The organism is Photobacterium minamisatsumaniensis, assembly GCF_050336695.1.
Taxonomy (GTDB): domain Bacteria; phylum Pseudomonadota; class Gammaproteobacteria; order Enterobacterales; family Vibrionaceae; genus Photobacterium; species Photobacterium minamisatsumaniensis.
The window spans coordinates 26,222-41,167 of record NZ_JAKJSI010000016.1; the positions used below are offsets into that span (position 1 = coordinate 26,222).

Here is a 14,946-nt window from a genome sequence, read left to right on the forward strand (position 1 = left end):
GGAGCCTAACTTTCCCAGTTTAAAATGCGTGTTGTACCAATATTCGTATTACGCCAATCTGGCGTTGGTATTAGTAGCCGCTTGGGTTATTTGACTGCCAGCGCCAAGTATCTGCAGCCATGGCTTTTACATCGAACTTCGCTTCCCAGCTTAACTCTTGTGCTGCTTTTGATGTATCAGCCCAGCATTCAGCGATGTCACCAGGGCGGCGCGGACATAGCTTGTAAGCAATATCATGTCCACAGGCTTCGCTAAATGCATCTACCATCTCGATAACACTACTGCCCTTCCCTGTGCCTAGGTTGAAAATGTGTAAACCATCCTTCTTACCAACGGCATTGAGTGCAGCAATGTGGCCATCAGCTAAATCCATAACATGAATATAGTCACGTACGCCGGTACCATCGGGGGTTGGATAGTCGTCACCAAATACCGATAAGAATTCACGGCGACCAACGGCAACCTGCGCGATAAATGGCATTAGGTTATTTGGAATACCTTGCGGGTCTTCTCCCATAATGCCTGACGGATGTGCACCGACAGGGTTAAAGTAGCGAAGCAGTGTGATGCTCATTTCTGGAGCGGCGCATTGGATATCGCGCAGACACTCTTCAACCATGTACTTACTGCGGCCATAAGGATTGGTTACGTTACCTGTTGGCGTATTTTCGTTGATTGGTACTTCAGTCGGATCGCCATACACTGTCGCTGAAGAACTGAAAACCAAGCTATTAACGCCAGCGCTCTGCATTGCATCCACCAGCATTAGGGTGCCGTGTACATTGTTGTCGTAGTATTCAAGCGGTTTTTCAACCGACTCTCCCACCGCTTTCAAACCTGCAAAGTGAATAACCGAGTCAATTTTCTGTTCACTAAAAATCTGGCCTAGGATTTCGCGGTCGCGAATATCACCCTGGTAGAAAACAGGAGTAGTGCCCGTAAGATCATTAATACGAGTTAAAACTGCGTCTTTACTGTTGCATAGATTATCGAGAATAACTGGCTCTAAACCTGCTTCAATCATTTGCACACAGGTATGACTACCGATATACCCCATACCACCTGTCACTAATACTTTCATCTATCTCTCCAGAATGCCCGACCAACAAACCCAGCCCCGTTTATTCTTGTGAATTACGCAGTAGCATGAAGGCAATGTCTTAAACTGGCGAGAAGTTTACCAATGGAAGCTGGTTGATTTCTGTGATCGAACACACAGAGTGTAAACGTTACCACCATTCACGTATTGTTAATCCATATCAAAAGATCAAAATGAGATAATTAAAAAACACATCACCTCATAACCAATCTGGCAGTAATGAATTGAATTTAAACATAATTACTATTAGAATTCATTTCCAATACAGTATTAATTCCCTCCGAAGCATGAAAGTGAAACCAAGTGTAAACGATTTACCTATCGTACAGCATTGCCATAATCACAAACAAATAACACTATACGAAGGGGGAAAACAAACAAAATTCCACCTCATTGCTTCAACGCTATCGATAATTTTACTAAAACATCATAAAATGCAGATAATCTTAATAATTATTTGTTTAACTTGCTCTGTATCACGGTTCATTTATGGAGCAAATGGATTACACGTTACTTTGCAATTGTTTATTCAGCTTTTCCTCACAGTAACGTTTTATTTGGAGGCGCAATGGCCACATTAAAAGAAATCGCTGCCGAGGCCAGTGTATCGCTAGCAACGGTTTCACGGGTACTTAACGACGATCCGAGCTTGAGTGTAAAAGAAGAAACTAAGCGACGTATTTTTGAAATCGCTGAAAAACTAGAATATAAAAGCAGCCACGTTCGAAAAGCCTCGCAGAAACAAAAGCTACATTTCATGGCTATCTATAACTATCGCCAAGATACGGAAGTCAACGATCCCTATTACCTCTCTATCCGACATGGTATAGAAACTCAATGTGAGCGTTTAGGCATCCAGTTAACCAATAGTTATGAAGGAAAAGTCAGTAATAAAGTTAAACAGGTTGACGGTGTTTTATTAGTCGGTGGAATGGCTGATGAGCAGATAGAAACCGTAAAACCGGTTAGCTCTAATATTGTTTATGTTGACTACACCGACTACAACCGTTCATTTGACTGTGTCGATATCGACCTCACTAAAATCAGCAAAGAAGTGATCAATTTCTTTACTGAACAAGGTGTTGACCGAATAGGTTTTATTGGTGGACAGGATGATATCAACAAGCCAGATATACGAGAACAAGCCTTTTATGAATACGGCATGCTCAAGGGGGTTGTTAATAATAAAGACATTTATCGCGGAGACTTTACAAGCTCCTCTGGTTATAAATTAGCCACAGAGATGCTTAAGGGCGACTATCCTAGCGCATTGTTTATTGCTTCAGATTCAATCGCTATCGGCGTTTTGCGCGCCATCCATGAAAAAGGGTTATCGATACCTGATGACATCGCACTTATCAGCGTCAACGATATTCCAACCGCAAAATTCACCTTCCCATCCTTATCTACTTTCCGTATACACTCTGAGCTAATGGGCTCTCAAGGTGTCAACTTACTTCAAGAGCGGAGCCGTGATGGTAGAACAATCCCTATACGTGTGTATGTTCCAAGCAAATTAAAGCTAAGAGATACCACAAAATAACCAACTCAATTGGTTAGTTTATAAACGGCGTCCTGACGCCGTTTTTTTTACCGCATTTCCCTCCTTGATTTAAATCACAGTTTTTTCCTCTTGGTTTTTATTTTGTGTTACCCCATTCACAAAATTGTTTACTCAACACGATCGAGTTAAAAGTAAATCATTTTCCTGCTTTGTTTTACTAAATATTTAACTAATATGCCTTTTGATAATCGCTTCCATGCTCAAAGAGAATTTTAGACTCAATGGAAGCATCCTCGTTTTTACAAGAGGATATTGGCACAAAGCATCGATTTTTAAGCCGCTGCTTTTATAAAAATAAAAAATTTCACTAAAACTAAATTCAATAACGAATAAGAAATGACTGGACTCAACCTAACAAGTCCTTCTTTCCTACAATGAAACGCGATACATCGGAGAAACCTATGTCTGGATCTGCTCGTGGTACGATAGGTAAATTTGCTTTACTGTCGATGACCTTTGCTGCTGTTTACAGTTTCAACAATATTATTAACAACAATATTGAGATTGGACTATCGTCTGCCCCCATGTTTTTTCTTGCAACGATTTTCTACTTTATTCCATTCTGCCTGATTGTTGCAGAGTTTGTATCACTCAACAAAGACTCTGAAGCTGGCGTCTATGCGTGGGTTAAAAGTTCATTAGGTGGGCGATGGGCATTCATTTCTGCTTATACCTATTGGTTTGTTAACCTCTTTTTCTTTACTTCTCTTTTACCTAGAATCATTGCCTACGCTTCATATGCATTCTTGGGGTATGAATACATCTTCACACCGCTGACTACAGCAGTACTGAGTACCATTCTATTTGCTATCGCTACGTATGTATCAAACAACGGTGCAAGGCTACTTGGTCCAATCACATCCATTACCTCATCACTAATGCTACTGCTTACGCTCTCTTACATTGCTCTGTCCGGCGCTGCAGTACTTGGTGGAATCCAACCAGCGGATCCAATAACCATTGAGGCGATGACACCAACATTTAACTGGGCATTTTTAGGTGTGATCACTTGGATTTTCATGGCTGCTGGCGGCGCCGAATCAGTTGCGGTTTATGTCAATGATATAAAAGGCGGACAAAAATCTTTTGTTAAAGTCATTATCATTGCAGGTATCTTTATTGGTGCACTGTATTCCGTCGGTTCTATTTTAGCCAACGTCTTTGTTAGCCGTGAAGTATTAAAGTTCACAGGTGGTTCTGTACAAGTATTTGAAGGTATGGCGATACATTTTGGCTTACCCGAAATCCTCATGAACCGTTTTGTTGGCATCGTGTCATTTACCGCTATGCTCGGATCACTCTTAATGTGGACTGCTACACCAGTAAAAATCTTTTTCTCAGAGATCCCAAAAGGCATTTTTGGCGAAAAGACCGTAGCACTAAACAAGCAAGGTGTACCAGAACGCGCTGCATGGATTCAATTCCTCATTGTAATCCCGCTAATGTTTATCCCGACATTGGCTTCAGATACGGTGCAAGATTTAATGAGCACCATCATTAATATGACAGCGGCTGCTTCCATGCTCCCTCCCCTGTTTATTATGATTGCGTACCTAAACCTGAGATTAAAGCTTGATCACCTTCCTCGTGATTTCAAGATGGGATCACGTGCTGTGGGTATCTCAACGGTATCAGTACTAATAGTAATCTTCACCATTGGCTTCTTTGCATCAACATTTCCAACGGGCGGAGATATTATGACGATCATATTCTACAACGTCGGTGGCATTGTAATCTTTCTAGGCTATGCATGGTGGAAGTACAACCAATATGAAAAAACGCTAGCGCCTGAAAATCAGCCTCTAGAATCTGTAGCTGACTAAACTATTTTTTCGCCAATCAAACTCCACCAATACAGAGCTATTGGTGGAGTCTTTTTATTTATAGCCAAAATAAAAAGCCATAAATCATGATAATGCATAAAAATTAATACAGATCAGGAGATCAATGTATGACTTTATAGACTAAACATGAAAGCTCATATGCAATACGTGGCATTGTAGCTATACTTAACTCTGTTAAGGTATATCTCACGGAAGAAGTATGAAAATAGCGCTGCTCAGATTCTTAGCCTTGTTAATTCCCCTGCTCTCTATTACTACAGCAGCAACGTTCTATATTTATAACGAGGATATACAGCAGCTCAAGCAACGTATTCAAGAACGTGAGCGCAGTACTCACCAAGCCTCGCTTCATATTACGCGTTTGCACTTTTCACCCATTATTGATGATTTACGTTATTTAACGGCCAAAGCCAAAGAAATTGCCGAAACCGGTGTGCCTTTAGATACGCAAAAAAACACGCTCACCACTACGTTCAAAAGGCTTTCCAGCACACGGCGCTACTATGACCAAGTACGCTTAATCAATGAAAATGGCATGGAGGTTATCCGCGTGAATCAGCTTGGTGATCAAACTGTTAGCATCACCAATGATCAGCTTCAAGACAAAAGCCAACGTACGTATGTTAAAAAAGCACTAGAAATTCCCCCTGGTAGTTTCTACACCTCACAATTTGATCTTAACATTGAAAATGGCCAGGTAGAATTGCCACAAAAGCCCATGCTCAGATTTGTAAGCCACTTTAAAGTTAACGGGAAAAGCTGGTTAATTTCACTTAATTACCTTGGAAAGGACTACCTCAGTGAGCTTAACCGCCAATACCACTGGAACGATGCACAAAGCTGGTTAATAAATAGTAATGGTCAATGGCTACTTGGCCCTGAAAAAGATAGCGAATGGCAATTTATGCCCTCCTACTCTGAGTCCAACCAACCTGATTTTTATCAACAGCACCCCGCGTTATGGAACGAGATCCTTGAGACCCAAAGCGGGCAAGCTGTTTATGGCGATTACCTCTATACCTATACTCGTTTCTTTTCAGGTAATACATTTTCTGGTGAAGAAACGTTTACCCTTCCTTTTTCAGGTACTGACTTACCTTGGACAATTATTTCACGCGTAAATATGACCAATGCCGTTGTCGAACTGGCTTTTACCCAACAGCGGATCTTCAAATTCGTTATATTTAGTATCATGATTATGGCGTTGGTATCGGGCTGCATTGTCTTATCTTGGCACCTATTGCAAATGCTTCATGCCCAGCGCAAGCTTAATCTCGAAATAAAGGATGTTGCTCTAAAGTACTCCACGGTCCTCAAACACGTTCCCGATGGCTTGCTGACTATCGACGAAGAGATGAATCTCATCACCATTAATCATGCCGCTCGTCACATCCTAAATCTTCCAGATAAGGATATAACAGGACGTAACCTACTTAAATTAGTGAGAGGCTTCCAAGCCCGTAAGCAAATAGAACAGCTTGTTAACGCTATCCATGAACAACCGATGAAAAGTGATCGCTCAATAAAATCACGAATCCAGCTTAAGAACATAAAAACGAAACATATCGAAATCATAGCCATCGAGACATCATACAGCTCCAGCAGCGAGATACTGCTTAATCTACGCGATGTTACCTACTGGATTGAACGAGAAGAAAAACTAAAAAGTATGTCTCGCGCCTTGGAACAAAGTACTGATGCCATATTGATAACTAACAACCGAGGGATCATTGAATATGTAAACCAGTCTTTTGAAAAGCATAATGGTGTTACTTCCCATGGTATTGTGGGCACGCAATCAAACGTGCTACTACGGCAAAGCCTAACAAGCGACAGAGAAGTCATAGATGTGCAGACCCAACTAAAAGAAGGAAAAACAATCCAGAGAATGATTGCTCATCGTAAGCTTAACGATGATATCGTCTATGAAGAGAAGACCATCTCCCCAATAAGGAACAGCCGTGGAAAGATAAGTCACTATATCTCGACCGGAAAAGACATAACCGATAGAGTTCTATTTGAAAGCCGCCTGCATAAACTTGCCCACTACGACTTACTGACAGAGCTACCTAATAAAACATTATTGCAGCAAAAAATTGACGCCCTCGCCTTGAGCGATAAATCAGCGCCTTGCATTGCATTAATGTCTTTAGACATCGATCATTTTAAACAAGTTAATGACTCACTCGGGCATGATACTGGTGACAATGTTATTAAAACTGTCGCCCGTCGGCTCCAGCATGCAATTAGAGAGCATGATTTTCTAGCCAGACTGGCGGGTGACAAGTTTGGGGTTTTAATATCTAAAACCGTTGATCCGACGATTATTGCTAACTTAGCGACGAGAATAAACCGCCAGCTTAGTTATCCGATCATGATTGATGGCAACGAACTTTTTCTCACCGTGAGTATTGGGATAAGCTTATTGCCTGATGATACAACTCAACCAGAGAACCTCAGTAAATACGCAGATATTGCACTATATCGCGCCAAAGATACTGGCCGGAATCGTTTTTGCTTTTACACCCATGAAATGGGTAAAGAAAGTATCAAACAGCTACAACTTGAATCTGAACTGCGAAAAACAGTTGGTAGCGATCGTTATGAATTATATTACCAACCAAAAGTGTACTCTATCACCCATGATATTTGTGGTGTCGAGGCTTTGTTGCGTTGGAAAAATGAAGAGGGGCAGGTACAGCCTCCAATGACCGTTATCCCGATTCTAGAACGTTCTGGTTTGATCATAGAAGTAGGTGAACAACTCATTTTGCAAGCCTGCAGCCAATTAAGAGCTTGGCAAGATCAGGGGGTTTTTCTGAATTTCGCCTTAAATATCTCAGCACGCCAACTGCTAAACTCTAATCTAGTAGAAGCAACACAGAAGGCTATTATTCAAACTGGGTGTGATCCCAAGCACCTTGAGTTTGAAATAACGGAAACCGTTATTATGTCGGATGTTGAAACGGCTTTAGACCGGCTTGTTAAACTTGAAGCTCTCGGTATACAAATTGCTATTGATGATTTTGGCACCGGTTATTCATCTCTTGCCTACCTAAGCCGCTTCCCTATTCATATTCTTAAGGTGGATAGAGAATTCGTTAAAGACCTACCATGGCATAAAGACAACATTACAATAACCCGTTCTATTGTTGAATTAGCACATAACCTTAATATGAGGGTTGTTGCCGAAGGGGTTGAGTCAGATTCACAAGAAGCGTTTCTAGCAAGTCTGGGAGTCGAAGAATTTCAGGGCTTCTACTTTAGCAAGCCTTTACCAATAGATGATTTTGAAAGGCTGTACATTTATGCCTCTGATGAAGAGATACTGACTAATAATATTTAGCAGAAAAATACCTAGAGTGCACTAATACTTTACTTTCGGTAAACTAAGGCCGATCTTTCAGATTGCTTTTCTTAGCAAGCCGCTATAACTTTAACATAGTACAAGCATCACACAGGTAAGACTATGAGCTTCAGTGACCATTTAGATAATTTCATCAAACAACGTGACAAACAGTCGCAAGGTCAAAGTCCAACATTTCGACGCAAGCATGTTGTGCAAGACCCTACAAACCAAAGCTTGGCCAGAGAAGCATTGGCAAAAGCACAAGAAGAGGCGTCTGAACAAGCCACACTTGAAACGAAACAAACACACTATCGTTTGAATGGCCGCTGTGTCACAGAAACTGAAGCGCATGCCCAGCAACAACTTGAATATGAAAGTGCACCCGCAAATCCAGAGCGAATCGATTACATTAATCAACTGCGTAAATCACTAAAACTTAAAAAGCGCAATAATTAACCATCGATAGAGCGGCCTGCAAGTCGAAAGCAGGTCGTTATCATATTTACGCCACAGGCAACTATCAGCAAACATCTACTTTTTTACACTCTGTCTCATTTTAACACTATGGATTTGTTCACTTTTCGACCTAACCACGCTTAAACTCACCATATTGAATCTATTTAAAAATATTTGTATAAAAAATTTAAAAAAACATCGAGTGATACACAAACAAAACGTGCAATAAGCAATCACTCGCTATTTCCAGAGTATTATTCAAGCAAGCGATATACCACTGCAACATGTCAGTTACATGTCATGCCTATGTCATAATGCTTTTAAATTTACTTCATCATCTAGATTAAGGCAGTTAGCCTGCTGATATATATGGCAAGAAGATATCGAAACTCATCGCGCTTAGACTTCACTCGTTACTTTTATCTTGATTTCGCCCACCTCACATCAAGACACACCAGCGTAACAATCAAAGCAAAAGTAAGACAAGCCAAGAAACAAGGCATTACACTAATCTACAATCACCACAAAAATGCAACGACAGGTCTACACTATTGTGAACCAGTTAGCAATATAGGCAGCCGTCTTTTTAGGGAGTAAAATTACCTTCTAAAAAAACAATGAAAAGACATAATCATGAACACACTAATTCAAGTAAACGAACTAGAATCGTTTCTCATTGCGATTATTGTGCTTTTTCTTGGCTACTTCATTAATAGCAAAGTTAAGGTATTACGAAAGTACAACATTCCCGAGCCAATTGTTGGAGGGTTAATTGTCGCAGTACTTATTGCTGTCCTGCATAAACAAGGTTTCGATATTGCATTCAAGTTAAGCCTTAAAGACACATTAATGCAGATGTTTTTTGCTACAGTCGGTCTTGCTGCAAGTTTTAAACTGTTAGCAAAAGGCGGGTCTCGTGTATTCCTATTTCTTGCAATCGCGACACTCTATATCATCATTCAAAATGCCGTAGGTGTCAGTCTAAGCACGATGTTAGGCCTAGACCCTCTACTTGGCTTGATGGTCGGCTCTATCACCCTCTCAGGCGGCCATGGTACCGGTGCTGCGTGGTCACAAACCTTTGCAGACTTGTATGGGCTACAAACACTTGAGCTTTCATTGGCGGCGGCGACGTTTGGCCTTGTAATGGGTGGTATTATTGGTGGTCCTGTCGCTCAGCGCTTGATTAACAAATTCAACCTGAAATCAGAATTTGGCTCGGGTGAAAAACATCACATCGAGCACCCTGATCTAATTACCTACAGTGATCACGAAGAAGATCGGATCACATCGAAAAACAGTATCGAAGTCCTTTTCATTTTGCTGATATGCGTAGCGGGTGCCGCTCACGTCAAAGAAGTTGTCGATGGCTTTGGAATTAATTGGCTTCGTATTCCTGATTTTGTGTATGCACTTTTCATCGGTGTGTTTATCACCAATATCTGTGAAACAAGTAAAGTATACAAAATCAACAAAGAAACCGTTGATGCATTAGGTACTATTTCACTGTCACTATTCTTAGCCATGGCACTAATGAGCTTGAAGCTTTGGGAGTTACTAGAACTTGCCCTACCGATGATTATTATTCTCTCGGTGCAAACGGTGACTCTTGCTGCCTTTGCTTATTTTATTACTTTCCGCCTTATGGGTAAAACCTATGACGCCGCCATTATTGCCGGCGGTCACTGTGGATTTGGTATGGGTGCCACACCAACTGCCGTAATGAACATGGGGTCTCTTGTATCACGTAATGGCCCATCACCACAGGCATTTATGGTAGTGCCCATTGTTGGAGCCTTCTTTATAGATATTGCAAACCTCATTGTGCTGCAGACCTATATCAGTTTCATTCAATAGCACTTCTTCAAGTATCAAAGGCTAGGTTACCCTAGCCTTTTCTGTTTCTGCTATCTCTAGCTATTATTAATATACTCAGTTTGATATCTCACCCACCGTAAGTAATCAGATATACGGAGTCATTAATATGTTAGGTGAAAATCACGCACTCTTTATTGAGTACCCAGAAATGCATGGCAAAATCACAGAGCTTAAAATGTCTGATGAAAATTTTAAGCACATGTCAGATAGATACCACCACCTCGACCATAAAATAAGAGGTCTAGAAGGAAATAGCATCCCCACAAATGATCAACATTTCATGCAACTCAAACTTGAGCGCCTCCAACTGAAAGACAAACTATTCAGCATTCTTTCGAATTAAGATCACACCTCAAACTTTATTCATTCACAAACTCCACTGCAAAAATGCAGTGGAGTGCATATCAATTTACAAATTCTGACCAAAGCCTCATCAGCACCACAAGCCAATATAAACCTCTGAATAAATAGGATTAATTGGTTAATATCATTATGAATAGAATAAGAACCCGCAGAAACATTTGTAACAGAATGTTTCCCACTATTTCCTATTAAAAAAATGTTGTTAGAATCCGCGCACCTTTAGCAGCAATGCAAATTTTGTTGATAAAGACAAAAATTTTTTAACGTAGCAGCCAGCGTCTTCGAATAGCTGCTCATGTCGTGGTGACTGAGAGTAAAATGAATAAATTAGAGAAAGCCAAACAGATCCTGCTTGCAGGTTTCTGTATCAACTTGTGCATGGGTATTTTGTACGCTTGGAGTGTATTCAAGCAAGCGCTTGTTCTCGATATGGGTTGGACAGATGCTGACGCTTCAATGCCATACTCAGTTGCCGTAATTACTTTTGCTCTATCACTATTGGTAGCTGGTGTACTTCAGGACCGTATGGGTCCACGTAAAATCCTTATCCTTGGTACAACAATGGTTGGCCTAGGTATGATTGTTTCTAGCTTTGCGACATCGCCAATGCTACTAATTCTTACTTTTGGCGTTATGACTGGTGCTGGTATCGGTTTTGCTTACGCTTGCCTTGCACCTTCTGCAATGAAGTGGTTCCACCCTTCGAAGAAAGGCCTAGTAAACGGTTTAATTGCAGCTGGTTTTGGTTTAGCGGCAGTATACCTTGCACCACTTACATCGCTTCTACTTGATTCTTTTGGTATCAGCACTAGCTTCCTTATTCTAGGTGTTGCAATCCTGCTTATTGCTGTTCCTCTTGCAAGTACGATTACCAACCCACCAGAAGGTTACCAACCACAAGCCCCTGCTAACTACAAAGCAAAAGCAACTAAGCCTGTAGACATTCAGTGGCGTGCAATGCTGAAAACACCGCAGTTCTACTCTCTATGGGTAATGTTTGCACTTGCTTCATCTGCTGGCCTAATGGTAATTGGTAACATCACTTTGATCGCAGCTCAACAGGCAAACATCAAAGAAGCCGCTTTCCTAGTTGTTGTTCTGTCTATCTTTAACTCTGGCGGTCGTGTGGCTGCAGGTATGCTAGCTGACAAAATTGGTGGTCTTCGTACTCTGACTATCGCTTTCATCATGCAGGGCATCAACATGGCACTATTTGCAAGCTTTGACTCTAGCTTCACGCTAATGGTTGGTGCTGCACTTGCTGGTGTAGGTTACGGTACGCTACTGGCGGTATTCCCAACACTAACTGCTGAGTTCTACGGCCTGAAAAACTATGGTGCAAACTTCGGCGTGCTATACACGGCTTGGGGTGTAAGTGGTTTCATTGGCTCATTCATTACCGCTATTGCTATGGGCGCATCGGGTAACTATACCCTAGCGTACACCATCTGTGCTGTAATGATGGCAGTTAACGTATTGCTTTCTTTCATCACTAAACCTGTTGATGCAGAAGCACTAGAGAAAAAATTAGCCCACGCCTAATTACTGAAGTTAACAAACATCTAAAAAGCCTGACATTGTCAGGCTTTTTTTGTCACTTAGTTAGACACTTTTTACCTACTTCCCCACCGCTAGCAGGTTATTACAACTATTTCGTTCTTCTGCATCCAGCCAAAACAAAAAAGTTAAAACTAATTAGTGTTATCATTTTTATAAAGTTTCTCAAAAAATGAACAGCTGCATTATATAGACAAAAAAGTGCTTTTGACTCATGAAGTATATTCCATTTTTATTTCAGCACCTTACGTGTTTAATTTTGATTATCACATGTGATAATTTTATCATTAACAATAATAATCAGATCAGTTAATTCTTTGTCTTAAATTAAAGTCTAATTTCAATTTTTAATAGTAATTTATTATCTGGTAAAAATAGAAAAATCACAAAAGTGATAATCGAGACTGCCAGATTTAATCATCCTTATATCACGGGATTTATCTCGTTATTCAATAAACCATTTAATTTAAAAATGGATGTCAGGGGTGAGTGATGAATTACAAACAAACCTATAAACGTCATCGGCTTAATGCGTTAATTGTCGCCAGCACGTTCGGGCTTACAGCAACGCTTGCAGTCGCTGAACCTGTTGATTTTTCGAGTGTTGCTTCTTTAAAAGGGGTTGAACCAGCGCCCGTGCCGGGGCTTGAAAATTATGTAAAAGATGAAGAGGCGGCGATTAAGCTTGGTAAGGCACTGTTCTGGGACATGCAAGCAGGTAGCCGTGGCCAAAGTTGTGGTAGCTGTCACTTTGCAGCAGGAGCTGATAACCGGGTTAAAAATCAATTAAGTCCGGGGCTAAGGCATACAGATCCAGCTAAGCGTGAAATTTTTGATCCAACCTTATCGGGAGGTAAAGGCGGGCCAAACTATACGCTGAAGCCAGACGATTTCCCATTCCGTGTGTATGAGGATCCTGATGATCGTAGCTCAGAAGTACTGTTTAACAGTGATGATGTAGCCTCTTCTCAAGGTATTCACTCCGCTGAGTTCGATGATCTCTTTGGCAGTGATTATGATAATCAGTTTAGTGATCGCCGTGAGGGCTGTATTAATGTAAAAGACATTTTCCATGTCAATGACATTGGCACTCGTCGTGTCGAACCTCGTAATACACCAACGGTCATCAATGCCATCTTTAATTTCCGTAACTTCTGGGATGGCCGTGCTAATAATACCTTTAACGGGGTCGACCCGTTTGGTCCGCGTAACAAAGATGCACGTGTTATGCACTTCAACCGTTATACCGGTAAAATCGACCTCAAAGAAGTTAATTTGATTAACTCAAGTGCAGCTTCTCAGGCCGTTGGTCCTCCAGGTAGTGATTTTGAAATGACTTGTGCCAACAAAGCATTCCAAGAAATGGCGAAAAAGCTTCTGCGCCTCACACCACTTGGAATTCAACTGGTTGATAAACATGACAGTGAGCTAGGTCCACTTAGTGCAAGCCCAAATAATGGTTTAAGAACCAGCTACCGCCATATGATTCAAGCAGCATTTGCTGATGACCTATGGGGCTACGGTGGTAAAATTGATGGCTATGAACAAATGGAGCATAACTTTAGCCTATTCTGGGGCTTATCGATTCAGCTTTATGAAGCAACCTTGATCTCTGATGACTCACCTTTCGACCGCTTTATGGATGGTGATGAATATGCGTTAACCGCGCAAGAGAAACACGGTTTAGAAATCTTTGTTGATAAAGGTAAGTGCTCAAACTGCCACAATGGTCCTGAGCTTACAGGTGCGGCTGGCGATTTGGTCGCTGAAGATGCGGAAGAAGGCCTTGTAGAACGTATGCTTATGGGTGATGAAAACGTCGCGCTATATGACAACGGGTTCTACAACATTGGCGTAACGCCAACAGACGAAGACCTCCTTGTCGGGGATGTTGACCCATGGGGTAACCCATTATCGTTCACTCGTCAGGAGCAAGACCGTGCTGCGGGTAAAGACGTACATGATAACTTCGAGGTTGATCCGGATACCTTTGAAGAAAATCCTGGTGATCCCGTCGACCCTAACGAGCGAAATGCCGTTGATGGTGCAGCGAAAACAGCAGGTTTACGTAACGTAGAACTTACTGGCCCGTATATGCACAACGGTAGTATGAAAAGCCTAGAGGAAGTGGTTGAGTTCTATAACCGCGGTGGTAACCGTAGCGGTGATGATAGCTCTGACTCAACGGGCTTTGGCGACAACACATCTAATCTTGACCCAGATATTACTGCGCTTGACTTAGATGAAGAAGAAAAAGCTGCGCTAGTCGCGTTCCTCAAAACTCTGACAGATGATCGCGTGCGTTGGGAACAAGCACCGTTTGACCGTCCTCAGCTATTTGTACCAAATGGTGCCGTTGGTGATGAGTACTCTGTAATCGATGATGGCAATGGCATTGCTGTTGATGAGTGGCTTGAACTTCCAGCTGTAGGTGCTTATGGACGTGCTGCGAAAGGCCTTGGTCCTGTACAACCATTCCTCTATGAATCGGCGAATGACGTTACAGCAAACGATGATAATGTAACGGTGAAATATCGTAAGTCAGTAACCTTCAATGTTCTGACTAACGATGATGCAGGCTCATCGTCACTAGACCCATCGACTGTTACACTACTAAGCGAACCAAATGCTCGTTATGGTCGCCTAACAGATAATGGTAATGGTTCATTCACTTATCAGGCACTTCGTAATACTGATGCTAGCTTCACTTACCAAGTGAAAGACAGTGATGGTAATGCGTCGAATGTTGCTACGGTGAACATTAACGTATACCGCTAGTGTAAATTTGCAAAACTAAATCAAGCCCCTGCCAATATGCAGGGGCTTTCGTTTGTCG

The 14,946-nt window shown here is 41.5% G+C and carries 9 protein-coding genes; 8 read left to right on the plus strand and 1 reads right to left on the minus strand.

The window, feature by feature from the left end:
* Window positions 1-70: 70 nt before the first annotated feature.
* Window positions 71-1,081, minus strand: coding sequence for a UDP-glucose 4-epimerase GalE (gene galE, locus L4D78_RS08070; RefSeq protein ID WP_428466433.1), 1,011 nt, complete (start codon window positions 1,079-1,081; stop codon window positions 71-73).
* Between the two features lie 586 nt (window positions 1,082-1,667).
* On the opposite strand from galE, the gene ebgR reads away from it, so the two are divergent.
* The 8 genes from ebgR to L4D78_RS08110 all read left to right on the plus strand — a co-directional run bounded on the left by ebgR (window position 1,668) and on the right by L4D78_RS08110 (window position 14,888).
* On the plus strand, window positions 1,668-2,642 hold the full coding sequence (gene ebgR, locus L4D78_RS08075; protein ID WP_428466434.1) for a transcriptional regulator EbgR: 975 nt from the start codon (window positions 1,668-1,670) through the stop codon (window positions 2,640-2,642).
* Between the two features lie 422 nt (window positions 2,643-3,064).
* Window positions 3,065-4,486 (plus strand): amino acid permease, encoded by a 1,422-nt coding sequence (locus L4D78_RS08080; protein WP_428466435.1) that lies wholly within the window; start codon window positions 3,065-3,067, stop codon window positions 4,484-4,486.
* A gap of 220 nt (window positions 4,487-4,706) precedes the next feature.
* Complete coding sequence (locus tag L4D78_RS08085) at window positions 4,707-7,853, plus strand: putative bifunctional diguanylate cyclase/phosphodiesterase (RefSeq protein ID WP_428466436.1); 3,147 nt, start codon at window positions 4,707-4,709, stop codon at window positions 7,851-7,853.
* Window positions 7,854-7,976: 123 nt separating this feature from the next.
* Window positions 7,977-8,312 carry a hypothetical protein gene (locus L4D78_RS08090; RefSeq protein WP_428466437.1) on the plus strand — a complete coding sequence of 112 codons (336 nt, stop codon included), beginning with the start codon at window positions 7,977-7,979 and terminating at the stop codon, window positions 8,310-8,312.
* 633 nt (window positions 8,313-8,945) lie between these two features.
* Window positions 8,946-10,169 carry a sodium/glutamate symporter gene (gene gltS / locus L4D78_RS08095; RefSeq protein WP_428466438.1) on the plus strand — a complete coding sequence of 408 codons (1,224 nt, stop codon included), beginning with the start codon at window positions 8,946-8,948 and terminating at the stop codon, window positions 10,167-10,169.
* A 127-nt stretch (window positions 10,170-10,296) separates the two neighbouring features.
* Complete coding sequence (locus L4D78_RS08100; RefSeq protein WP_428466439.1) at window positions 10,297-10,533, plus strand: HP1242/YdcH family protein; 237 nt, start codon at window positions 10,297-10,299, stop codon at window positions 10,531-10,533.
* 338 nt (window positions 10,534-10,871) lie between these two features.
* The gene (locus L4D78_RS08105) at window positions 10,872-12,095 is read left to right on the plus strand and encodes an L-lactate MFS transporter (RefSeq protein WP_428466440.1); all 1,224 of its coding nucleotides are present in this window, start codon (window positions 10,872-10,874) and stop codon (window positions 12,093-12,095) included.
* Window positions 12,096-12,602: 507 nt separating this feature from the next.
* Window positions 12,603-14,888, plus strand: coding sequence for a cytochrome c peroxidase (locus tag L4D78_RS08110; protein ID WP_428466441.1), 2,286 nt, complete (start codon window positions 12,603-12,605; stop codon window positions 14,886-14,888).
* Window positions 14,889-14,946: the final 58 nt, after the last annotated feature.